Annotated in this window: 23 protein-coding genes and 1 tRNA gene; 16 read left to right on the forward strand and 8 right to left on the reverse strand. The window is 44.5% G+C overall.

All coding sequences use genetic code 11. From position 1 onward, the window contains the following. Nucleotides 1-15 precede the first annotated feature (15 nt). From V7S65_RS06880 to V7S65_RS06900, 5 genes are all read left to right on the forward strand, one after another. Nucleotides 16-870 carry a tyrosine-type recombinase/integrase gene (locus V7S65_RS06880; RefSeq protein WP_336388747.1) on the forward strand — a complete coding sequence of 285 codons (855 nt, stop codon included), beginning with the start codon at nt 16-18 and terminating at the stop codon, nt 868-870. Then, complete coding sequence (locus V7S65_RS06885; RefSeq protein WP_336388746.1) at nt 867-1730, forward strand: tyrosine-type recombinase/integrase; 864 nt, start codon at nt 867-869, stop codon at nt 1728-1730. The genes V7S65_RS06880 and V7S65_RS06885 overlap by 4 nt, the downstream gene beginning before the upstream one ends. 41 nt (nt 1731-1771) lie before the next feature. Beyond that, nucleotides 1772-1885 (forward strand) — tRNA-Lys (locus V7S65_RS06890). A 1213-nt stretch (nt 1886-3098) separates the two neighbouring features. Continuing rightward, nucleotides 3099-4103, forward strand: coding sequence for an RHS repeat domain-containing protein (locus V7S65_RS06895; RefSeq protein ID WP_336388876.1), 1005 nt, complete (start codon nt 3099-3101; stop codon nt 4101-4103). Next, nucleotides 4104-4583: a hypothetical protein gene (locus V7S65_RS06900; RefSeq protein WP_336388745.1), complete on the forward strand. Its 480-nt coding sequence runs from the start codon at nt 4104-4106 to the stop codon at nt 4581-4583. Nucleotides 4584-4630: 47 nt separating this feature from the next. Here V7S65_RS06900 and V7S65_RS06905 read toward each other — a convergent pair whose 3' ends face one another. Then, nucleotides 4631-4978, reverse strand: coding sequence for a helix-turn-helix domain-containing protein (locus tag V7S65_RS06905; RefSeq protein ID WP_336388744.1), 348 nt, complete (start codon nt 4976-4978; stop codon nt 4631-4633). Between the two features lie 217 nt (nt 4979-5195). Between V7S65_RS06905 and V7S65_RS32225 the strand changes: the two genes are divergently transcribed. From V7S65_RS32225 to V7S65_RS06930, 6 genes are all read left to right on the forward strand, one after another. Next, the gene (locus V7S65_RS32225) at nt 5196-5588 is read left to right on the forward strand and encodes an HYC_CC_PP family protein (RefSeq protein WP_407934869.1); all 393 of its coding nucleotides are present in this window, start codon (nt 5196-5198) and stop codon (nt 5586-5588) included. Nucleotides 5589-5680: 92 nt separating this feature from the next. Then, a complete protein-coding gene (locus V7S65_RS06910; RefSeq protein WP_336388743.1) occupies nt 5681-6256 on the forward strand; it encodes a hypothetical protein in 576 nt (191 codons plus the stop codon). A 424-nt stretch (nt 6257-6680) separates the two neighbouring features. Further along, a complete protein-coding gene (locus tag V7S65_RS06915; protein WP_336388742.1) occupies nt 6681-8210 on the forward strand; it encodes a hypothetical protein in 1530 nt (509 codons plus the stop codon). A 127-nt stretch (nt 8211-8337) separates the two neighbouring features. Next, nucleotides 8338-9585, forward strand: a complete 1248-nt coding sequence (locus V7S65_RS06920) for an eCIS core domain-containing protein (protein WP_336388741.1) — start codon at nt 8338-8340, stop codon at nt 9583-9585. 151 nt (nt 9586-9736) lie between these two features. Beyond that, nucleotides 9737-11461 (forward strand): tetratricopeptide repeat protein, encoded by a 1725-nt coding sequence (locus tag V7S65_RS06925; protein ID WP_336388740.1) that lies wholly within the window; start codon nt 9737-9739, stop codon nt 11459-11461. A 159-nt stretch (nt 11462-11620) separates the two neighbouring features. Next, nucleotides 11621-14005: an ABC transporter permease gene (locus V7S65_RS06930; protein WP_336388739.1), complete on the forward strand. Its 2385-nt coding sequence runs from the start codon at nt 11621-11623 to the stop codon at nt 14003-14005. A gap of 69 nt (nt 14006-14074) precedes the next feature. On the opposite strand, the gene msrA is transcribed toward V7S65_RS06930, so the two are convergent. From msrA to V7S65_RS06945, 3 genes are read right to left on the reverse strand one after another with little or no spacing between them, the layout of a single operon-like run. Next, nucleotides 14075-14566, reverse strand: coding sequence for a peptide-methionine (S)-S-oxide reductase MsrA (gene msrA / locus V7S65_RS06935; RefSeq protein ID WP_111580423.1), 492 nt, complete (start codon nt 14564-14566; stop codon nt 14075-14077). Nucleotides 14567-14599: 33 nt separating this feature from the next. Further along, nucleotides 14600-15757, reverse strand: a complete 1158-nt coding sequence (locus tag V7S65_RS06940; RefSeq protein WP_336388738.1) for an acyltransferase family protein — start codon at nt 15755-15757, stop codon at nt 14600-14602. Nucleotides 15758-15796: 39 nt separating this feature from the next. Then, entirely contained in the window at nt 15797-16639 is an 843-nt protein-coding gene (locus V7S65_RS06945) for a hypothetical protein (RefSeq protein ID WP_111580421.1), read from the reverse strand. Between the two features lie 105 nt (nt 16640-16744). Between V7S65_RS06945 and V7S65_RS06950 the strand changes: the two genes are divergently transcribed. From V7S65_RS06950 to V7S65_RS06965, 4 genes are all read left to right on the forward strand, one after another. Continuing rightward, nucleotides 16745-17020 carry a hypothetical protein gene (locus V7S65_RS06950; protein ID WP_111580420.1) on the forward strand — a complete coding sequence of 92 codons (276 nt, stop codon included), beginning with the start codon at nt 16745-16747 and terminating at the stop codon, nt 17018-17020. Between the two features lie 19 nt (nt 17021-17039). Further along, nucleotides 17040-17552, forward strand: coding sequence for a hypothetical protein (locus V7S65_RS06955; protein ID WP_336388737.1), 513 nt, complete (start codon nt 17040-17042; stop codon nt 17550-17552). 64 nt (nt 17553-17616) lie between these two features. After that, a complete protein-coding gene (locus V7S65_RS06960) occupies nt 17617-17949 on the forward strand; it encodes a hypothetical protein (RefSeq protein ID WP_336388736.1) in 333 nt (110 codons plus the stop codon). Between the two features lie 518 nt (nt 17950-18467). Further along, the gene (locus tag V7S65_RS06965; RefSeq protein WP_336388735.1) at nt 18468-19166 is read left to right on the forward strand and encodes a hypothetical protein; all 699 of its coding nucleotides are present in this window, start codon (nt 18468-18470) and stop codon (nt 19164-19166) included. A gap of 5 nt (nt 19167-19171) precedes the next feature. On the opposite strand, the gene V7S65_RS06970 is transcribed toward V7S65_RS06965, so the two are convergent. Genes V7S65_RS06970 through V7S65_RS06980 form a run of 3 tightly spaced genes read right to left on the reverse strand, consistent with a single transcriptional unit; the run spans nt 19172 to nt 22144 of the window. Beyond that, nucleotides 19172-19888: a LytR/AlgR family response regulator transcription factor gene (locus tag V7S65_RS06970; protein ID WP_079467556.1), complete on the reverse strand. Its 717-nt coding sequence runs from the start codon at nt 19886-19888 to the stop codon at nt 19172-19174. Beyond that, a complete protein-coding gene (locus tag V7S65_RS06975) occupies nt 19888-20913 on the reverse strand; it encodes a sensor histidine kinase (RefSeq protein ID WP_336388734.1) in 1026 nt (341 codons plus the stop codon). The genes V7S65_RS06970 and V7S65_RS06975 overlap by 1 nt, the downstream gene beginning before the upstream one ends. Nucleotides 20914-20926: 13 nt before the next feature. Then, a complete protein-coding gene (locus tag V7S65_RS06980; RefSeq protein WP_336388733.1) occupies nt 20927-22144 on the reverse strand; it encodes an acyltransferase family protein in 1218 nt (405 codons plus the stop codon). A gap of 167 nt (nt 22145-22311) precedes the next feature. Here V7S65_RS06980 and V7S65_RS06985 point away from each other — a divergent pair, with 167 nt between their 5' ends. After that, a complete protein-coding gene (locus V7S65_RS06985; RefSeq protein ID WP_336388732.1) occupies nt 22312-23805 on the forward strand; it encodes an alpha-L-fucosidase in 1494 nt (497 codons plus the stop codon). On the opposite strand, the gene V7S65_RS06990 is transcribed toward V7S65_RS06985, so the two are convergent. Next, nucleotides 23792-24238 carry a hypothetical protein gene (locus V7S65_RS06990; RefSeq protein ID WP_336388731.1) on the reverse strand — a complete coding sequence of 149 codons (447 nt, stop codon included), beginning with the start codon at nt 24236-24238 and terminating at the stop codon, nt 23792-23794. The genes V7S65_RS06985 and V7S65_RS06990 overlap by 14 nt on opposite strands. Nucleotides 24239-24398 lie beyond the last annotated feature (160 nt).

Here is a 24398-nt window from a genome sequence, read left to right on the forward strand (position 1 = left end):
ATAACATCATTAGTTATGTACCAGATCGTAGATAGCTTTAAAAGCTACCTGTCCGTACTGGGATACAGCAGTAGTACGCAACGTATGCTGCCTGCGTGTATCCGTGATTTTTTGGAGTATGGGCAGTATAGCAGTATAGGGCAGATCCAGCCAATGGATATTAGTATGTTTTATGAGTGGCTGCATGAACGGCCGTTAAAGCGCAGAGAGGGCGCTTTGAGTGAAATGATGATCAGTCATTACGTGTATGCGCTCAAGGTGTTTTTTAGCTGGCAGCTTGAAACCGGAGGTATTACCATTAACCCGGTTAGTGTGCTGAAGTTTAAAAGCCCTGAACGTAGCTACCGGGAACCCTTAACAGTAGCGGAGGTACAAACCTTGTTTGCAGCAGCTGTCACCTGCAGAGAACACGCTATGCTTCACCTGTTTTATAGTTGCGGGCTAAGACGCAGTGAGGCGGTACGGCTAGGGTTATCCGATGTTCACTTCAGGCCGCGGTTACTGTATGTAAGATCAGGCAAGGGTGAAAGGCGTCGGGTGATCCCCTTAACGGACAGGGTTGCGGTCAGTCTGGAGCAGTATATATTGCAGGAGCGGGGCAAGGCCCGGCGTACAGGTACTGCGTTTATGCTTAATAGTAAGGGTAGGGCCATGAGCGGTAATAGTTATGTAACGCTGCTTAAATCTTTACTGCGTAAAGCAGGTATGGATAAGAATATCAGCCCTCATCATCTGCGGCATAGTATAGCTACCCATCTTTTACAAAGCGGCATGAGCATGGAGTATGTACGTGACTTTTTAGGACATAGATGCCTTGAATCCACACAGATCTATGCCCGGCCCGGAGCGCATCAATTACAAGCCTTATGACATTATATGAATATCTTGAAAAGCACTATACGCCTGGTACAGCGGAAAGTTATCACCGGGAAATATCCATCTTTTTAAGTAGTTACCCAGCTGCGCAGATGGCTGGTTATGCAGAGCTGATAGGTTACTTAAGTGTTTTACGTGAGCGTTATAATAATGCGGCTACGTTAAACCGCATCCTATGCAGTATTAAGGTGTACTATGATTATTTATGTTGTATCGGCAGCCGAGGCGATCATCCGGCGCGTTCTATCCTGTTACGTGATCAGCGCAGCCGTGACGTGCAGTTACAGGATCTGTTTACCGGGGAAGAGCTGGAAAGGTTACTGGAACGTAAAGAGCGTTATCAGGTGTTATATTACCGTAACCGGGTATTAATGGGGCTATTGGTCTATCAGGGATTAAAGCCGCAGGAAATGGCTCAAATAGGCATTACAGACATTAATCTGGAAGCGGGTGGCATCTATATAAAATCTACGCATACTACTAACAGTCGTACGTTATCGTTAAAGCCCGGCCAGATCCTGTTGTTATATACCTGGTTGCAGCAGGTGCGCCCGCAGCTGCTAAAGGGCGCTGATAGTGATGTGTTGCTGATCGGTCACAGAGGAAGGCCGATGAGTGCGGATGATATAGTCAAGCATGTAATCAGGAGCTATAAACATGTGTATCCTGAACGGTCAGTAACGGCTCAGGCTATACGAGGCAGTGTGATAGCTAATCTACTACAGCAGGGCTATGATATTAGCGTGGTGCAGCAGTTCGCGGGTCATAAATACCCATCGAGTACAGAACGGTATAAACAAAGCCAGGTGGAAACGCTGAAAGCTGCTATAGAACAGTATCATCCTATGAAATGAAGAAAATGTTTTATTATTGTTAGCTGGTTCGAATCCGCTCGGAACCTGTAGGAGTGCCTGAAAGGTTTTGGGAGTTCGAATCTCCTCCTTCGCACCTAAGTTAGAGCTACTGACTCTTAATCAGTAGGTCCTGGGTTCGAGCCCCAGGGGGGTCGCATCCTTCCGTTTATAAAAATCCTTAATTAGAAAAGTGGTGTAGAACAACTGCCTTCTAAGCAGTAGGCCACCTGTTCGAATCCAATCCAGAAAAAGGTGGAGATGGTGGGAATCGAACCTGCGTCCAAAGGTTCAAGGGTTCGAATTATACCTTCTCTGCAAGCTGTACTTGAATCCTTACAAATCAATGGATTAAAAGCTAAGGGTGATAAACCCGGAAGTTAATCCGGAAGTAATCCGTAAAAAATACAACTCAATAAGCAGTATTGAGGGTTCGAATCCCTGACAGCTAGCAGTGAGGGGGGCCAGTCGAACCCCTTCCTTATTGAGCATCTGACTACGGATCAGAAGGCGATCAAGTCCACCTCAAAGGCTAGTCAAAGGCGGGTATAAAGCGTATTAAAGGCTAGTGACATTGCTTCGGAATAACACGTCGCTGCTAATCACCATAAAGCCTTGGCAGGTGAAAAGGTCTCACTGCGGGCTAGGTCGGCAAAAAGGCGCGCCAGTCCTACGCTTGCCCCTTGCGCTGCGCTACAGGGGCTGCGCTCCGTCCTGTCACGCTTTTTGCGCTCCCTTCGCCCTTCGTTCGGCCAGCTCCCGGTCTGGCTAAGGGCTGTTTTTAATCTTGGTCGTTTTTATGCCCGCCATCCCTTCGCTGTCCATTTTGTCCGCCCCCCGCCGTCCCCCCTGGCCTTGCATTTTTGATTTTGCCGTCCGCTGGCGCTCCCGGCGAGATATAGGTCGAAGGCGCGGCCTGCTGGTGCTCCGTGCATCGCCATGCCCCTCCGCTGCGCTTCGGGGCCCGGCTCGCACTCTCGCCCCAGCGGCCAGGGGGGAATGGCGGTGTGGGGCGGCAGACCTTATGTTAGGGCGATAGGATATAACCATCAGCGTTATACCGCTGACCCGACACCCGGAGAATAAGACTGCGCGAACACCAGCGCCAGTACCCTGATCACCTGTAGTACTATCTTGCTTCCGTCCTGGTAAGATGATGTGGTCAACAGCAGAACATAGGCTGGACGGTAGTTCTATGGCTATCGTTAGCATATAACATCAGCTGTAGTAACACATCATCTTACCAGGACGGTTACCTACATTTTACCCGCCTGTATTTTTTTCTTTCAAATGAAAAAACAGATGAAAGAAAAAGCTATATATTTATGAGAGTTCTTTGAGTGCGCCAGGTTGCAGCTGGCAGGAGAGCCCGTGGAGTTGGGATGCGGGGAGGTATATAGGTATGGGTTTAACGGGAAGGAGAATGATAATGAGGTGAAGGGAGAGGGGAATCAGCAGGATTATGGGATGAGGGTGTATGATCCGAGGATAGGGAAGTTTTTAAGTGTAGATCCGTTATCACCGAAATATCCACAGTTAACACCATATCAATTTTCTGAAAATTCACCTATACTTTTTATCGATTTAGATGGATTGGAGAAGGCTCTACCTTGGTATTTCAGAGAGAATAAATATGGAGGAAAACCAGTTTTAACACTAGGGTTGGGTAATTTAGGAAAGATAAATAAAGAGAAGTACGAAAATTACTCAGGGCTTGGAAAGGTAGGCGTGTTTGGATGGAATACAGTAGCTGCTGGATGGAATGGCATAGCTAGTACATGGAATGAAGCGCTTGATGGTAAGTCTGGTGGTGAAATGTTGAATGAATCCTTTCATGAGGTTGAAGAAATGCGATTGAAGGATCTTAAAAGGGTTGATACTTGGGAGAATATTGGAGGAATGTTATTAACTGCTTATGCTACTAAAAGAATAGGTAAAGCAATAACACGGTCAAGAGTTCCATTCGTTGAGAATCCAGGTGTCTCAGAAGCAGGTGAAAGTGCGGCTATGTCAAGCACCTATAAGCTTGGCGATAAGTTTAATCTTGATCATAATTTTATCGAAGGTGTAGAAAGTTTGGTAGGGCAAGCTGATTTGGGCGTAAATGGTGGCTATACAGCACAATTTAATATCAGCTCTATTCTTAAATCAGCTAACAATACTGTAAAAGGTTCTGTTCTCTCAAATTTTGCGAGTAAAGCGGAAAGTATCGCTAAATCGGTTGGAGTTTCAGAGGTTCAAATAGAATTTAATCTGGTAGTCAGTCCGTATATTCTCCATAGTGAGCAATTGGCGAAGTCTTTAGGATATTATTATTCAAAGTATACAGATAATTTGGGATCACAACACGTTCAATGGACTAAACCATTAGACTAAATGGAAAAAGAAATATTTAAGAAAGAAGCAATTAGAAAATCTTTGTTGTTAATAAATGAGCCGCCAGAAAATTGGAAGACATTTAATAATGAATTGCATACAAAGATCATAGAAGATGTAAGCCAAACAGCATTTAATCACTATTTAAAGGAAGATGAGCTTCCTGTGTTAGAATGTGTTTTGCAAAATAATTTTGTTCTTATTACTACAGATCGAATTGTTTCAAAATTTGGAAATAATAATGAAGAAATGTTTTTGCAGGATATAGTTAAATTGGGGAATGAGTTTGATAATGAAAATTTCAAGATAGTTGATGGCCGATTACCTAAAACAAATATTATTTCTGTAATCGGTAAGGGAGATAAGGAGCTGTTATTTGAGATTGATTCTTACTATCCTGCACATTTTGTTAAAACACTGATTATAAATATGTCATATTTTCTGAAGAATGGAAAATGGTTTTGGAAGTCGAACTCATAATATATTGAATCTCATAAATGATAAAGCCCGGTCGTAGACCGGGTTTTCTATTTATGTGCAAATGCCTTCTTTGTCCTGGCGTTTTGTAACAGGCTATCGATAGTATATAAAATGCAGTGTTTATCTTCTTCTGGCAAAGAACTGATCTCATTAAGGCGCTGCAACATGGCAGGGTCTTTAAACGTATTGCTATTAGCAGCTTCGCCTAGTAAATAACCCACGGTTGTGTTCAGGAGTCGGGCTAAGGTTTTAGCTACTTCAATGGAAGGCAGCATCTCATCACGTTCATACTTACCCACGACAGTATAAGAAGTCTTCATTTGCTTTGCTAACTCTTGCTGGGAAAGGCTTTTAGCTTCCCTGCACTCTCTAACTCTTTTACCGAAAGTAGCCATTTTTAAACTGATCTATAGCATATTGATACCCAGATATAGTTAGATTCCAGTTCTGGGCACAAGAGACTTGTAAGTAATTGACTTACAAGCCTTTTTTGTTAAATGCTGATACAATTTCTTTGATCACTATCAGCAGTATACCTGACGAGCATCATTAAAAAGTCGCGTTTTTGATTCTACTTTAGAGCAGGAATTGCGCTAAAGTAATTAAAGAAAAATGAAAAAGCTATTCGCCATATTTCTGGTAGTAGTATACACGAATGTTGCACTTGGCGTGGCTATCAATTTTCATTACTGTTGCGGACACCTGGCAAAAATTTCGATTTTAAATTTTGGGGATAAGAACGGCTGTGGATGCAATCCTGAAGGTACACTAAAAGGTTGTTGTAAAGACAAAATGCATATTGCAAAGACCGATAACCATAAAATCAGTGTTCTGCAGCTTTCTTTTGTGGAAAAGCCAATTTTGTATACTGCTGAATTACCTCCAGTTAATAACTATAGCTGTCATCTAGTCCCCGAACGCACTATCCCATATCATATCTTCTGTTTCGTCAAGCGAAGCTCTCCTCAACCTATCTTCCTCCTTGTGCAGGTTTTCCGGATCTGATACTTCTCTGTTAAGATGATGCCGAAAATCAGATCACTGGTATTGGTCATTAATGACATTAACAGTATAACTAAAATTTAAATATTTAGAAAATGAAAAATTTACTTCTCCTGCTGGCAAGTAGCCTTTTTACAATTTCCACAGCCGTGGCGCAAAAAGACAGTAGCGGTATTTATCAAACTGCCACTGACTTTCAGCATAAGAAACTGACTTATGCTATTAATTACAAAACAGAAAAGCACAAAATCAGCACTAATATTCTATTTGATGGCAATGAAATAAAGATCAAACACGATGGCCAATCTTATACAATGGATAAAGATGCGACTTATGGATTTAAAGATACAAAGGGAAATGTATTCAGATTTGTTGATAGGAAGGAATACAGAGTCCTCAATCCCGAAGAAACTATATTGATATATGAATTTAAGCATCTGGCACACTCACCAAAAGAATCAGAAAAGTACCAGCCGGAATATTTCTTCAGCAAGGATGCTGCTTCTGCACCACAGCCTTTGACAAAAGCGAACCTGAAAGCTGCTTCCCCTAATAATCATAAGTTTCATCACGCGTTAGATCTTCAATTCAGGAAAGATGAAGAGCTGATTGAATATGATAGCTATCATAAAATATATAAGTTAAACCAGGTTTATACAGATAATCAGTGACAACATAAGAAGTTGCTCAGGGTGGGAATAGGAAAAATTAAGCAATGGGATTAAGCAAAGCCGGCCCAGGTGGAAAGTAAACGTACTAACCCATGACGGGTGTCGTGAAATAAACAATCGAAAGATTGCGCAGGTAGCAAAGCTTGCCGGCGCTCCGGAGGCACCGGAGGCCGGCGTTGATCTCCGTGTTCAGTTAAAGGAAAAGGTAGAAAGTGGTTAATCTAGCCCAATTCACTGATGAAACGATATTATCAAAATTTCACCTGATGAATAATTGTGTTTTATTCGGCATGCCTGGGAATGAGCTGCTGACCAATACTTTATTTGTTTCTTTTTCTATCAGCCAGAAAATAAAATGATGTTCCCGGCGATACCACATCATCATTAAAAAATATTAACTTTCCCAAATAAAATTACCTATATCATGAAATTCTCATTGCTGGCATTGGTTACCCCATTATTCATGTTATTGTTTTCGTGTGTAAAGACCGGGGATGTTGCCCCTCAAAAAAGCGGTGATACCACTATTTTCGTAACTATCGATTCCATTTCTATTCAAAAGTTCGATAATATTACTATTCAAGCCTCTTATCACGGCATCGACTCTGCTAAAGTACGGCTGCGTGGCTTTCGTTGGGGAAACAGCCCCGACTCATCCATGATGTATAATATCCTGGAAGTAACATCACCAGATTCGTTCTATGCTTCTTTAAAAGGTATAGGACAAGGTAGGACCATTTATTGTAGAGCCTTTATTGTAGCTGATAGTGGGCAAATTATCTATGAAAGTAAAACAGAGAAAATCACAGCAGGAGGACTAACAAAACTTTGGGAAAAGGAATACACGGATGGAAGGATCAAGGAGATCTTACAGGTATTGCCGACAACCGATAATGCATTTATTATACTGGCGAAAATGTATGATAACACTATAGCCTGGCCAAGGCTCATTAAAATGGACACATCCGGTAATGTACAATGGGACATGCAATACCATGAACATGAACAGTGGACACCTACACAGCTAATGAAAGTAAAGGATGGCTACATTTTGGCAGCCACATACCAATACCTGTATACGCCACGAGTGGCTATTGTTAAACTTGATGTCAACGGGAACCGGATGTGGGAAAAAAATATCGATATCAATGCCATGCAGCGATTTGTCCGTTTTCAGTTATTAAAGGAAGATGTTTTTAAAGTGACCGTAAGAACTATTACAGGTTACTCACCTAATCCCCTGAATCCGACTTTAACAGACTGTTGGTATGATCTGCAGGGTAATATGCTTTTAGAGTGGAGTACACCTAATTACAATAAATTCAATGAGGGATTATACATTTATAAAATGGCTACTGCTCCAGACTCATCTTTTATGGCTGCTAACCCTTACTATTATTATAACCCTCCCGGCTCCACGAATATGACAGGAGACGCGATTCTTCATTATTTCGATAAAAAAAATCAACTGCACTGGGAGAGAATCTACGGTAAAACCGGCTATGATACGCCTGTCAGTCTGGAAATTACTTCGGAAGGTAATTTCTCCATTTTAGGATATACCAATTCTTACAATAGCCAAACAAGCCTTTGGCTATTTCAGGTTGATAAAACAAATGGTGACGTGTTGTGGGAGCAAACTTACTTTAACTCCAAATATGGCATTAATGGGAAGGTATATCCAACCAGTATTTATATGGGAAATCATGATCAACACTACATTACAGGCTATGTATCCGATAATGATTATGGTTCCTCTTCTGCTTATATACTAAAGGTAGACGAACGAGGACATTACATATGGGATTATACGTTTGAAGACTCCGAGATGCGGTACAGTCAGGGAGAGTACATATTCGTGAACACTTCCAGGGAAATATATGTATTCGGTACAAGGAAATTTGATAGAGATGCACCACGCTCTATTTATTTGACAAAATGGAAAGAGTTTTAAGATGAAATTCTTTGGACAGAACTACCTCCCTCAGTCACGATCTCCTATTCCCTCTTTTTTCTCTGAATTTTTAGTAACTTCCCTACAGATGAACCCCAAAATCCATTAACATTTAATCTACCCCAAAATGTTTTCTAAAGTACCCAATCAATCACCAGGGACTGTACACCCACAGCCTACCCCTTTTTTCAGTGCTAAAAACGATCACCTGCAATCTGTGAAACCCGCCTTTTTTCAGCCCCGGCTAAAGGTCGGACAACCGGATACCCCGCTGGAAAAAGAGGCCGACGCCGTAGCCGATGCCGTTACTCAGCCTGCCGCTATGGACCTTAAAATAAATAATGGCCACAGCGCATCCCTGCAACGAAAATGTAAGGCATGCGAACATGAAGAAGAGCTGAGCCGCAAAGAGATCGGCGGCGCGGAAGCCGCTGCTCCATCCACAGACATGATAAATGAAGTGATTTCCACTGGCGGGCAGCCACTGAATAACACCATCCAGCGGCAAATGTCACAGAAAATAGGCTACGACTTTAGCAATGTAGTGCTGCATACAGATAATAAAGCTGCGCAGTCGGCGGAAGCTGTCAACGCCCGGGCCTATACGCTGGGCAATCATGTTGTATTCAATGAACAGGAATACAATCCTCATTCCCGGGAAGGACAACATTTACTGGCGCATGAGCTTACGCATGTAGTGCAGCAAAACGTTACAGCACCGGCCACGGTACAACGCCAGATCGCCGGTACACCGGGTGGGCCGGATCCCTGCTTTAATTTGCTCCAGGAGATCATTGCTTTGCTGGATGAAGTTGCACACCGTATTATGGACGCTGAAAACGACCCTCATGGCCTCTTTGGCAGGAGTACCCCACATCCCGATTATGGAAGCTGGGATGGGCACCGCGACCGTTTTAATTATGACCGTGGCCGCCTGCGCACCAAACTGGGAGAATGGGATATCAACGACAGGTGCCGGGGCTACCAGTTAACCAGGGAGCAAGCGCAGGATCTTGCTGAAGCAAGGGAATTTGCTGAAAGAGAGTTTCCCTCAAGGCCGCTCCCTACTATGCGCCGGGAAGGAGCGCCCGTAACGGCTTCACCAAGCCCCGACACAAGCCCGGAATTACGGCAACGGGTAGAGCGATTCCTGATCAATATCGGCATCCCGGCCTTCGCTCTTGGAGGAATGGTTGTATTAGTGATGGCTGCTTTAGCAGACCCCGAGCCTGTATCCAAATTAGGACTGATCATCGGCACCGCAAGCGCGGCGGCCTTATTAATATTCCTGGGTGGAGATTCATCCTCCTCCGCATCCGGAGGCCCTGTTGCCAGCGAAGATCATGCAACCACAGACGATAGCGCCGCTGCATAAATATACCCACGAAATTACAGCGGGTGTATCTGAACATTGATACACCCACTTCTTCCTTTAGTACTGATTTTTATGTAAATTAGTAATCAGCGACAGGCTTATACCCCGATATTTTCCATTACCCCAAAGTATGTTTACAATTTAATCCCTTATGAAAAATTTATATGTAGTATCTGTTATTTCAGGCTGCCTGATGGCCTGCAATTACGGACGCCCGATCAAAGAGGTAAAAAGCATGGCGAATACCATTGCTTGCGTAGTTCCTGCCACCACTGACAAAGAATGGTATACATCCGGAAAGAAAGCGCCGCTGTTTGATGGATTGCAAGGTATTCATTTCACGATTTCAACATCCGTGAAAGCAGCACAGGTTTATTTTAACCAGGGAATGATGCTGTCCTATGGATTTAACCATGCAGAAGCAGCCCGTTCTTTCTTTGAAGCTACCCGGCTGGATTCAACGTGTGCCATGGCGTACTGGGGCCTTGCATATGTACTGGGACCCAATTACAATGCCGGCATGGAATCCGATAATTTTCAGCGCGCTTACGAAGCAGTTATGAAGGCACAAGCGCTTTCCCATCAAAGCAGCGCAAAAGAGCAGGCCCTCATCGCCGCTTTGACCAGGAGGTATACTAAAGAGCCTCCGGCTGATCGCAGCGCCCTGGACAGTGCCTATGCGACAGCCATGAAAAAAGTGTATACGCGATTTCCTGATGATCCGGATATCGGTGCTTTATACGCAGAGGCGATGATGAACCTGCATCCCTGGGATTTGTATGAAAAAAGAACACAAGCGCCCAAAGCATGGACACCCGCGATAGTAGCGGTACTGGAACACCTGATGAAACTTCACCCCACTCATCCCGGCGCGCATCACTTTTATATTCATGCAATGGAAGCCTCTTCGCAGCCGGAAAAAGCTTTGCATAGTGCAAAATTACTGGATACGCTGGTGCCCGGCGCCGGACATTTGTTACACATGCCTTCACATGTTTATATCCGTACCGGCGATTACCATGAAGGTTCTCTGTCAAATATCCGCGCTTTGGCAACAGATAGTGTGTATACAATTGCGTGTCATGCACAGGGCGCTTACCCTTTGGCGTACCACCCGCATAATTATCACTTTCTGGCAGCTACTGCCGCACTGGAAGGCAATTCCACACTGGCCTGGCAAACCGCTGTCAGGTTGCAGCAACATACCTCCAAAGAGATTATGAGCATGCCTGGCTGGGGCACTTTGCAGCACTACTATACCATCCCGTTTTATATTGCCGCGAAGTTATCGATGTGGGATACCATACTGGCGCTTCCATCACCGGAAAACAACCTGGTGTATCCCCGGGCCATCTGGCATTACGCAAAAGGACTGGCTTTTTTGGGCAAGCATAAGGTAACAAAGGCCCAAAAAGAACTGGATAGCCTGCATGTACTTGCTGCTGATACCATCCTGCGAAGTCTGACGATCTGGAATATCAATACTTCGGCCGACCTGGTACAAATTGCCGGAAAGGTACTAGCCGCGGGCATCGCAGTTCAGCAACAGTCATTCGACACAGCTATTTCATTGTTAAAGGAGGCCGTGGCTATGGAAGACCACCTCAACTACAACGAGCCGCCAGATTGGTTCTTCTCCGTGCGGCATCATTTAGGCGCTGTGCTGCTCAAAGCAGGACAATACCGGCAGGCAGAGATAGTTTACCGGAAAGACCTGGAAATATGGAGGAAAAATGGATGGGCATTGATCGGTTTATATAATGCGCTGGTTTTGCAGAAGAAAAATAAGGAGGCGAAGGAAGTATTAGCAGCATTTGAATCCGCCTGGCAATATGCAGATGTAAAAATTAATTCATCATCCAATATAGCCCCGTAGGAATCTTTCATCTCTTGCCTGATTGTTGCGGTGTCCATTTTCAGACACCCGTGTTCGTATCCGGACAGATACATGAAAACAAAATACTCATAGAACGTCTACCAGTAAGTATTGCAGGAATGGCAGTATTATTGTTTTTCAACGGTAAATCAGTTAGCCATGTTAAGAAATCATACCAAGGTTGCCTGGAGAAACCTTTTGAAGAACAAAACGTTTTCGTTCATCAATATCGTGGGACTATCGACCGGTATGGCGGTAGCCCTGCTGATCGGTTTGTGGATACACGATGAGCTGACATTCAGTAAAAATCATGCGAATTACGACCGTATTGTGGCGGTAATGCAGCATCAAACCTTTAACGGGGTGGTAGGCACACAAACAGCTAACCCTTATCTGCTGGGTGAAGAGATACGGGATAAATACGGCAGCGATTTCAAGTATGTTGTAATGGCTTCGTGGGAAAATAAGCATGTACTGGCTTATAATAACAATGCTGTTTCCAAAACAGGGAATTATTTTGAACCGGATTTTCCAGAGATGCTTACGCTTAAAATGCTGAAGGGCACCCGTGGCGGGTTGAAGGATCCGGCTTCCATCCTCTTGTCTGCGTCTACTGCAAAGACATTGTTCGGGGAGATGGATCCAATCGATAAGCTGGTGAAAATGGATAACGGAACAGCCGTGAAAGTGACCGGGGTGTATGAAGATCTTCCGTACAACTCTGCCTTCAGGAACCTGGATTTTATGGCGCCGTGGGCATTATACCTGAGCAACCAGCCCTGGATCAGGGAAATGGAAAACCCCTGGCGGTCTAATTTCACGCAAACCTATGCACAGCTTGCTGATCATGCGGACCTTGAAAAAGTATCCGCTAAAATAAAAGATGTGAAACTGCGCAAAGTACGTGCAGCAGACGCTGCTTTTAAGCCGGAGGTTTTTCTTCATCCCATGAGCAAGTGGCATTTATATGCTGATTGGGAGAACGGAAAGAATATTGGTGGCAGGATCCAGTTTGTATGGCTTTTCGGGATTATTGGCGTATTTGTGCTGTTGCTGGCGTGTATCAACTTTATGAACCTGAGCACCGCCCGCTCTGAAAAGAGGGCCAAAGAAGTGGGCATCCGCAAGGCGGTAGGTTCCCTTCGTGGTCAACTGATCATGCAGTTTTTCAGTGAATCCCTTCTGCTGGCTGCGATCGGTTTTGTAGGAGCGCTGGTGCTGGTACAGGCCGGATTACACGCATTTAACGACGTAGCCGATAAAAAGGTAAGCATACCCTTTGGCAGCCCGGTATTCTGGCTGGTTGGTCTTGCTGTTACGCTCTTCACCGGTTTAATTGCGGGCAGTTACCCGGCGTTATATCTTTCTTCCTTTGAACCGGTAAAAGTACTGAAAGGTACTTTCCGCGCCGGACGTTATGCTGCCATTCCGCGGAAAGCCCTTGTGGTGACACAGTTTACCGTATCGGTGATTCTTATTATCGGGACAATTGTAGTATTCAGGCAGATCCATTTCGCTAAAAACCGGCCCACTGCCTATAGCCGGGAGGGATTGCTCCTTATCCCGGTGTCTACATCGGCATTGAAAGATCATTTCGAGCTTATCAGGAATGAGCTGGTGGTATCAGGTGCTATTACGGAGATGTCTTATTCTTCCGCGCCAACAACAGATGTGGATGCAATCAACAATGGATATACCTGGAAAGGCATGGCGCCAGGAGCGCAGGGAAACTTTGGAGCAGTAAGCGTTACACATGATTTCGGAAAAACGATTAACTGGCAGATCATTTCAGGGCGCGACTTTTCAAGGGATTTTGCTTCTGATACCACGGCTATGATCCTGAATGAATCGGCTGTTAAGTTCATGGGTCTTAAAAATCCCATAGGAGAAATTGTAAAAAAAGATGGCCAACCTTTTACGGTGATTGGCGTGATAAAAGACATGGTGATGCAGTCGCCGTATAAGCCGGTTTTCCGCACTGTTTTTACATTGGATTACAACGCGGCCAATATCATCAATGCCAGGATAAATCCGGCTAAACAAACGGCTGATGCGCTTGCCCGGATCGAGGACGTTTTTAAAAAGTATAACCCGGGTATTCCTTTTGTTTACAGGTTTGTGGATGATGAGTATGCCGCTAAATTTGATGCGGAACAACGCATCGCTAAATTGTCGAGCTTCTTCGCAGTGCTGGCAATATTTATCAGTTGCCTGGGGCTTTTTGGCATGGCGTCTTTCATGGCAGAGCAACGGGTAAAAGAGATAGGTGTGCGGAAAGTGATGGGGGCCTCTGTTTTCAATTTATGGCGTTTAATGACGAAGGACTTTATTCTGCTGGTTGTTATTGCTTTGGTGATAGCGGTGCCGGTGGCCTGTTATTTTATGAATAGTTGGCTGCAGCGTTACGAATACCGCACGGAAATATCCTGGTGGATCATTGTGGCAGCTTCTGTGGGAGCGCTGTTAATCGCCTTGCTGACGGTGAGCTACCAGTCGGTGAAGGCGGCGCTGATGAACCCTGTGAAGTCGCTGAGATCAGAATAGCGAACATTGTTTATCTCTCTGTATAAAAAAAGGAGAAAATGAATCAACTTCATTTTCTCCTTTTTTATGTTAGTTTATTTTCCATTCGGGCCGCACAAAGTGACAGGTGTACCCATGCGGGTGCTTTTGGAGATAGGCCTGGTGTTCTTCTTCTGCGTTCCAGAAGGCAGTTGCGGGCACCACTTCCGTTACAATTGCCCCGGGCCATTTACCGGAGGCATTCAGTTCCGCAATTAGCTCATTGGCGGTTTCGTGCTGTGCTTCGTTCCGGTAAAAGATGGCGGAGCGGTAAGAAGTACCTATATCGTTGCCCTGCCTGTTCCGGGTGGTAGGATCATGGATCTGGAAGAAAAATTCCAGAAGGGAACGGTATGATAGTACTGCTGAATTAAAGGTAACTTCAATGCCTTCTGCATGTGTGCCATGATTCCGGTAGGTGGCGTTTTGAACATCGCCGCCGGTGTATCCCACTACTGTTGAGATTACGCCCGGAAGCTGGCGGATCAGTTCTTCCACACCCCAGAAACAGCCACCGGCAAGAATCGCTTTTTCAATATTCATATGTCTTTCCTCTTTTAATTACGTGAAGTTAAGTTAAGCTGCTGAATCCTTTGTGAGAAGCGCCACATTTTTATGGGCGGTGCTTTTCCGTTTGTTCAGTACACGTTGCCGGAGCTGCAGGAATGGCGCTTCTACTGCTTTATTTAGTATGAGCGCGGCCAGTACGGCTACGAGCAGGCATAGCACCAGCATCAGGTTGCCCTTTGGAGCAATACCTGTTTGAGCCAGCAGGGGTTGCACCAGGTGTATCACGCCTTTGTGCGATAAGTAAAGTGCAAACGACAGTTTGGCTATTAACGTGGTAACGCGGCTGTTGTACCGGTACAGTATACACGACGGACTTACCGCCGCCACCACCATCAATCCATAACCGGCTGCCACCAGCGGGTAGCCGAATATGGATGCATGAAAGCTCTGCTGGTCGTCGCACAGGAACCAGGCGCCCGTAAGAACAACCAGGGATAGTAACAGCATTATATTACCACGTTGGGTAACCCATGCTTTTGCAGCCGGTTTAAATGCAAACAACGCGGCAATGGAAACGCCCGCCAGCAAGCCATCCAGCCGGGTATAAGTAGGGTAGTACATGTGACGGTACCAGATGATCCAAATGTTGTCCTCGCCTGCGTGAGGAGCAATCAGCGCATACCAGCAGTACAGCCGGATGCCGATGCCAAACAGAAATAATGCCGCCAGCAGGATACCCGCTTTTCTCCATGCGTTGAAATGAATCAGGGTAGCCAGTACCAGCGGGAAAAGCAGGTAAAAATGTTCCTCCACACACAGTGACCACACATGAGAGAACGTACCATAGTTTTTTATGTCGAAGTTGAAATTCTGTGTAAACGTTAAGAATTTCCAGAGCGGTGGCAGCGCTTCCCTTTCGTGGAATGCCGGGAAAAGGAAATAGATGGCAAGTACCACCAGGTAGGCGGGAATGATCCGGAAGAAACGTTTGATAAAGAACTCCGGGAGAGAAATGCTTTTCCCGGATGCTATGTTTAAAAAGAGGGGATAGGAAATCAGGTAGCCGCTTAATACAAAGAAGAGGTCTACGCCCGTCCACCCGAAGCCCATAATATTATCCAGCCACTCCGGATGTTGGAACATGCGGTAGTGATAGAACAACACCATCAGTATTGCCAGCGACCTTAAATGATCCAGTCCGTAGAGCTTTTTAGCGTATGTCATGAAAAATGCCTGTCTGTTGATCCTTGTAAAATAATGCCTTTAAAAGAGAATAGCAATGGGTGGGGGAGCATCTGCCCCGGAATGCCCTGGCACAGGGCGAAAGGTAGGGGATGACCCGGAGTAGAGGTGGACTTGATCCGGAGTTGAATTGGTGGTGAGCTGCACGTTGTTACCTGTATGCAGGTGGTAAGGTGACACCTGTTTTACACCAGCCAGGCGGTTTCCTTTGCGGGATTTCTGTTTGATTGCCGGCAGGACGACCGCTATTATATCCGCGGCCATGAACCGGCGGTTTAGTGTAGGGATGGTACCATTAAATATTCTTGCCTGGAGTGTAACCAGCAGGGTGCCTTTTCCAGGGGTAGTGGCTTCCAGTGCGGCGCCATTAAATGGCTCGTCCAGATCCGCGAGCAAGGTGGCGGTGTGGCTGCCGGTTATCTGCCGTGTAACCGGATTGATACGGACGGCGATGACACTGATCTCCAGTTTGTCGCCGGCTGTTGACGGCGGCCAGGTTTGCGCGGGGATCATCAGTGCGCCACCGGAAGATAAGACGGGGAGCCGGGAGAAGAACTTATCCACGCCGGTATGACGGTTGAACCGGAACCCTTCCAGCTGTTGCAGGCGGCCCTGTATCAGCGCTTTGTTGAGGCGGTTTACGAGTGTGCCATCGCGGCCAATACTTAATTGGGGAGTAATGGCCTGCCGGATCAGTTTACCAGTTCTGCTGGCGATACCGAAATTCCTTGACGACTGCCGTGTGGCGGTGGTTTGTCTTACTTCTTCGGGCATGGAACGGACGAAGTAACTTCCGTTCCTCCGGTAACCGATCAGGTTACCTAATTTCCCAGTGAATGGGAGTATTCCTGTTTGTTTTGCCATTGGGTTAACATTTTTCTTAAAAATACGAAAAAAAGGAAGTCAAATTTACAACCAGGCTGCATAGGAGGTTTATACTTATATTTACGGGTAAGGCCGTGGATAAAAATGAAAACTATTTATAAAAGGTTCTGGTTTGAATTTAAGATTGATACTGCATTTAATTTCCCTCCGGGAATAGGCATCGGTTGTGGTATAACTGCGTGTGATTATAATGATGCACTTAAAATTCTGGATGAGAAAGTGTTTCATCTTATAAAAAGACCTCCTTTTAAAAAAGTTGTTGAAAATGTTGATATAAGAACACTTAATCAGGGCTGGGTAATTCCCAACATGAAACCACCTGTGTATCGTGGTGTTTGGTTCCCACTCGGGTATGATTAAAGATGAAGATTAGGTAAGAATGAATGATAAAGTAATTATTGATTATAAATATCTGATAGGAGTGAGTGCATGCCTGCGGCAGGTGGATTTGTCTATTGACAGATGTAGATGGACCAGCTGGAACGAGTTACGCACTTTTTATAAAGGAAGAACTGAAGTAGAATATTATTTTGATTTTTTTATTGAGATATGCCAAAAACTGATGTTATATCCTCAATACCATGAATTGAGTGGCAGCGCAGGTAGATTCAATTACCTTTTATCTTCGGTCTTTGGGCAGAAAAGCTTTATAACTACTACAGAACTTGAAACAGGTTACTATTTATTAGATGAATTTAATGGTTTGTTAAGAAACGAGTTTCCCGATCCTAAATACGTTGAAATAATACGCTTAAGGATGGCCGGCTATTACACTGGTATTTTATTCTCTAAGCTAAGGAGGAAGGATATTAATAAAGTTCTTAAGATTGAGCATTATCTGCAAAATGAAAGTTTAGCAACGCTTCCATTAAGCAAAATTATAGCAGGGTAAGTGTTTTATAAGATAAAAACCGCCAGGCACACTAATAATGAGGTGAAAACAATAGCAGCTTACAATGAAAAATAAGACAATAGTTGTTCCTAAAAACAAGGATGCAGAAATCGCTTTGGATTATGATAGGGCAACGCCAGAACAATTAATAGAAATGACATTAGATGAAACAATGTTTAAAGAGCTATGGGAAGCAGGCATCTTTGATCGTATAAATAATATCGCTGGTGTTAATATTGATATTTATGAAAACGAGTATATAGCGGAAATAGAGAAACTGGAGAAAGTGTTGGCCAGTGATATCTTCACTGCAAACCTTATAGATAGCGTGAAAAGAATTAAATCCCTTTTTGAAGAGGCTGTAAAGCGGGAAACGGGGATTTACTTTTATTTTTAACGTCTGGATTTTAGTAACAGGAATGGGAATAGCATGGTTATGTTATTATTGTGAGCTTAGTTCCATTTAAAGAATATATATAATGATAGAAGAATTTCCGGTTTTAGAAGATGGGGAGATAGCCTTGCTTAGAGCCAAACGAGCCACAGGTCATGTAATTGACGACAACTTTCAGTTAGCAGTAAATGTTTCACAGAAAGTTTTCACCGTGTTTAATGATATAAATGCAGCGCTTCATTCCGCAAGGGAAATCGTAAAACGGAATAGCGATATTGAGGTATGTCTATATGGGAAGGAAAATGTCATGTTACACCTTATAACCGCAGACAATTTGGAGTCTCCGAACCAGTAGAATTAAAAGATAGTCTTTCTTTACAGCCATCCAACAGGATGGCTATTTTCATTTTCACCGGTTTAAGTTTAGATGTGGCAACAAATTACTGCTTTATAATATTATCGTGAGAATATTCTCTGTTACCCTTCGTATATTGCGGTTGTAAATAAGTGAATTACTGGATATGCAGGCTCCTTACTTAATAGGACAGATAAAACCATTGACCACAGCTGAGTTTCAGCAAATAACAGCTACGGTAACATTCCCTTTACCGGTGAGCTACCGGGATTTTCTTTATACTTACGGATTGGGAGCGTTCAATGAACTACTGATGATCCACCAGCCCGATGAGGCGCATATCCGGTCTAATTTCGGGGAATACATGGATTTGTGGGAGCTGCCGGAAAGTGAAGAACCGGTGGTGTTGAACGGGCTAACGATTGCCACTACTATCGACGGGGATATCATTGCGGCCATTGACAATACCCAGTATCCTTTTATCATCCTGCCGAGACATTCCGATAAAATCTTACGGTTCGGGACCTTTGAAGAGGTTATTGATTATTACGATCACACGTATCATTTTTCGGGAGATTTGTATTTTGATAGTTACTATAACTACGAACAGGAGAACATTACCTTCGTTAACGGACCGGCTATCGATAAAGCGTTGTTTGAAAAAGTACACCGGGATTTTCTTGCAAACATACCCACCGACAAAGTTTATAATGAAGATAAACAGCCAAAGTATATTATCCAGGAGATGGGCGGCTGGGTGTACTTTGATAACATCTATAAAAGTTCGGTGAGGATTAAGTACCAGTCGCAATACCGGCCTGCGGCCGATAAGATTATACAGTTCGTCAGGGACCGGATGGCATAGTGATATTACTTATTCTTCAGCAACCGGTTATTGACTATCTTCTCCAGTAATTCTTCTTTCTGGTATTTACTGATGGGTACTTCATGACTACCCATGTGCAGCACGTTGCCTTCGATAGCACTGATGTGATTGATGTTGATGAGATAGGATTTATGTGGTTGGAGGAACTGCCGGGCAGGCAGGCTTTCCTGTACGGATTTCAGGGTGGCATGTGTTATTATTTTTTTATCTGCCGTATAGATAGCTACATAATTGCCCAATGCTTCTGCAAATAGAATATCGTTGAATATTACTTTCTCCAGTTTATTATCTGTTTTAATAAAGAAGTAAGGTTGTTCTTTGCTGGCGTGTTGTGAGGAGAAATAATCAAACGCTTTGTTGGCAGCTTTGAGGAAGCGGTCGAATGAAATTGGTTTTACGAGATAGTCCAGTACGTCCAGCTCGAAACCCTGTATGGCATATTGCTCGTATGCGGTAGTAAAGATGACCTTTGGCGGATTGGGATAGCTTTTCAGGAATTCTATGCCGGTGATGTAAGGCATCTCGATATCCAGGAACAATAGATCAACAGGCTGTTGCTTCAGCAGGGTATTCAGCTGTATGGCATCTTCACAAACAGCCACTACATGCAGGAAAGGCGTTTTTTCAGCATAGCGTTGTAATCCTTCCCCGGCGAGCGGTTCATCGTCCGTGATAATGCAGCGTATCGTTAATGGATCCATTATTGGGTAATGAGTTTTAATTCAGCCAAAAAACTATCTTCTTTAATTTGCGCGGTAAACGTGTGTTTACCGGGATACAACAGTTCCAGTCGCCTTTTCAGGTTATCCAATCCAATGCCTCCTTTTTCCTCGAAACTGATTTTATCGGGTATTGAATTTTCTACACAAAAAGATATTTCATGATCCTGTTTTTTCAGATGGATATCGATATAAAAGTTTCCTCCTACGTATTTAAAGGCATTTTCCACCAGCGGCAAAAACAACAACGGATATACCTGTTCATGGTGCAGGGCTTCATCAAAAAATACGTTGAGCTGCAACCTGCGCGACGACCTGATCTTCTGCAACGCAATAAAGTTCTGCAGGTATTGTATTTCATTCAAAACGCTTACCGTTTGCTGCTGGTCGTACAATTGGTAACGAAGCAGCTCTGAAAAACGTTCCACTGTTTTTTTTGCTGCGTCTACATCCATATCCATCTGGAAATATATAGTGTTTAGTGCATTAAACAAAAAATGAGGATGGTATTGCGCCCGCAAAAATTTGAGTTCCGTTTGCAGCTGGTCGTTGGTGATTTTCTCCAGCTGCAAACGGTTATTGATATATGCCTGCAGGAACGAGTTGCTTCTGCGTACTCCATAATAAATAAAGCAATATAATAAAGGAATCACATTGATGTCGATGAGGTCGAACGATTGCAGGCCGTTGTCAGTGAAGGCGGCCATTGGCGTAAACACGGCATTCTGTATAAGTTGATTGATAATGAAGACATACAACAATTCCTTCAGGATGATTTTATAGGAGAAGCCTGCCTGATTTTTTTTATCGAAATAGCGGAACAGGTGATTGAAGATCCATACAAAAAGATAGCCCATCAGTATGCTGGATGCTATTTCAATGATGTTCAGCAGTAGTGGCCGGTGCCAGAATTTCATTTCTGTAACGCTGTCCGTAAGCAGGCGGATGGTAAAATATACCAGCAGGCCATACAACGGGGGAAAGAAATATTTCCAGAATATTTTCATTATAACAAGTTAATTATATCACTTCGGGTTGTGCTGGTATCAATTTCGCTCCTTTGGACCTGCGGTCTTTTTCTTCCCGTGCCGGCGGTTTCATACCAAACAGGAAACGCATGATGGCAAAGGGTCTGATAAACAAATGGAAGATGAATATACTGATTAAAAAAGTAATAAGAACGGTAAAAGTATATTTCAGCCCAACGCCATCCGGTACCTGCACAAGGTAATAAGTAAGTATCACAATAACGGTTTGATGCAGGATATAGAAAGGGTATACGGCCTGGTTGGCATATGTCAGTATGGGCAAGGGTTTATTGAGATATTTTTTCGCATAGCCTACAATCGCCAATACCCACATCCAGGCAACGACACCACCCAGGGCCAGAAATGAGTAGGTGAAGAGGTCATGTTTAACATGGTTGCCAAAGGTCCAGGGTTCCAGTTTATTCCAGCGGATGTAGTTGATAATCATAAGGCCGGCGAAGGCGATGGCCAGTGAAAACCGGCGGTTCCTTTCCAGGCTGTCCATGAACAGCGGATTGGCGATGCAGATAAATCCTGCCAGCACATAAAACAGCCAGTAGAAGAAGTAGCCGTAGTCATGTACCAGGTCGCCGGTTTGCGGGAACCAGATGAGCAGGAAGGTATGTACCAATGTTCCGGGGATGATGAGTAAGTAGATATACCGTTTGCTGCCCATCCAGCTTAATTTTTGAAGCAGTTTTTTCCCGTTGCCGGAAATCAGCCATACAAAGAGCGGCGCAAAAAGGATATCATATACAAGCAGGTAAGCGATAAACCAGAGATGGTGCCAGCTCATATTACCATGCGGATAAGCCCCGGTGGTAAACATACCGGTGTAGAAGTCGAAGAAGTTACCTTTGAAGCCCTGGGTGAGGCGCTCCATGTATACCTGTGGGGGAACAATGATAAGTACGCCCACCAGCAGCGGAATAAACAACCGTTTGAAGCGAAGTCCGATAAAGCCGCCGCCGGAATTGCGTTGCAGCATAAAATAGCTTACGGTGCCGGAAATAAAGAACAACAGAGGCATCCGGAACCGATGGAGGAAGTCGTTCATTTCAAGCAGCACATTGCTGGTTTCTTTGTTTTTTATATGCCATCCCCACTCAGAGACATAGGGCATGGCGGAATGGAAAAACAGGACGCCTACGATGGCGATGATGCGGAGCCAGTCTAAATAAGCTTGCCGGGAAGAAGATATTGGTTGCATAATTAATTGTTTACTGCAAACCTATCTGACCGGCCTTTTTAAAGAAAAGATTTTTGACATGTGGACGTTTTCCGGTGTCGAAAAGATTATTTATGTTAAAATACAATTCATTATTGGCGGGAAAAGACCAGCAAGATTGCCTTTACCCGCTTATTTTTATTGCCGTTATGAAGAAAGTATATTTATCTGTTTTACTGGTACTGGCATATCATTGCGGGATGGCCCAGTTGCAGCGGCCTTCTACTAAACCCAACCTGGCCCAGCAGGCCATGATAAAACGTGGCTACGGCGTGTTTATCCATTTTGGTATCAACACCTTTGCGGATGTGGAATGGTCGGATGGCACCATTCCCGTTGAAAAGTATAACCCTACCCACCTGGACCCCGATCAATGGGTGAAAACCGCCAGGGATGCAGGCTTCCGGTACGTGCTGCTGATCACCAAGCACCACGACGGCTTTTGCCTCTGGGATAGTAAGTATACGACCTATGATGTGGCGGCATCGCCGGTGAAAACCGATGTAGTGAAGGCGGTGTCGGACGCCTGCAAAAAATACGGGATTCAGTTTGCTGTATACTATTCTTTGTGGGACCGCCATGAGCCGTCTTACAAGAACCAGGATAAGCAGCTGTACGTGAAATATATGCTGAACCAGCTCACCGAGCTGTTTACCAACTACGGTAACATCTGCGAACTATGGCTGGATGGCGGCTGGGACCGCAAGCCGGAAGAGTGGGGTATTGACCAGGTATATAAACTGGTAAAACAATTTAACCCCGCCTGCGCGGTAAGCGTGAATCACACGATTGTAAATGAAGAAGGGAAACGTAATTTCACCGTTCCTGCCGACATGACCGCCGACAATAAATACTTCTTTCAATACTTCCCTTCAGACTTCCGTTTGTGGGACCCAAAGATCATTACCCGGTATGACAAGAAGCAGTACCTTCATGCGGGCAAGTCTTATTACCTGCCTTTTGAACATACCCTTTGTATCAGCGACCGCTGGAACTGGTTTGAGAAATCGGTACAGCTGCCGGTACGTGACCTGGACGAACTCGAAGAACTGTTTTACTGGTGTACGAACAACGACAACTGCCTCGTGATGAATGTACCTCCCGACCAAACCGGCCGTATCAGGGAATACACGGCGCTGGCGGCTATCGGCCTGGGGAAAAGACTGGGCTTGTCGCTCACCAAACCACTGCCCAAGAATGGCACTTTTATTTCCGCCTTAAAACCGGTGAAGGCGTCGAGTGTATATGAAGATACCGCGCATCGTTATGACGGCAGCTCCGTTAACGATGGAAGCCTGGAAAGCCGCTGGGCCGCTGCAGATACACTGGCCAGCCTGGAAATTACGCTGAATCCTTCAGACGCGTTTAATAAGATCAGCATCTTTGAGTACAAGGATATAAAACAACTGCCCGATGGTTTCTCGCAGGTAAGACTGCCACGCATCCAGGAGTATGCCGTGGATATTATGACCAATGGGGAATGGCAAACGATTTACCTGGGCTCAGCGCCTATGGGCGATTGTAAAGTGATCCGGCTGCCGCGGAGTTACCGGGCATCGGCCTTGCGGTTTAGGGTAACGAAAGCGAGTGCGCCGCCATCATTGTATGAGTTGTGTGTGATAAATAAAGTTATTGGCGATTAAGATGGGCTAATATAAAATCCGTCCAGCCGGTATTATTTTCTTCAATAATGATCGTCTTAAAATGATATCGCCCGCCTTCCATTGCTACTCCGGGAGAGTCGTCGATATGAATATCGATGGAGAAGGCGGGCGGGTATTTAGAGATGATACCTGCTCTTTCGCGCAGCGTTTCATCATGAATACGCTTATTAATGATTTTGTTCACCCTGATTCCGTAGCTAAAGAATAACCGCCTTATATACAGGGGCGACCTGTATGAAGTAGTATAGATATATACGCTGTGACCCTTTCCCTGTAAAGCTTTCATCAGACTGATAGTGCCGGATCTTAACTTTTCCCGGCTGAAAAGTTTATGCCATAGTGTTTGGGGTTCGGTAGGGAATGTTTTAATGCCCGGAATGAGGGTATCATCGAGATCGAATGAAATGATCATTGATTTTTTTGTGAAGATAGATATTCATGTTTGATTGAAATACGAAAGAATTTCAGCAGATGCTGCTTACTTGGAAATGAAAAAATCTTTTGTATATTTAATCCATAACCGGACAAACTCAAAATAACCAGACAACCCGATCATCACACATCTGATAAAA

The organism is Chitinophaga sp. CCNWYY40, from assembly GCF_037483205.1.
In the GTDB taxonomy this organism is placed as follows: domain Bacteria; phylum Bacteroidota; class Bacteroidia; order Chitinophagales; family Chitinophagaceae; genus Chitinophaga; species Chitinophaga ginsengisegetis.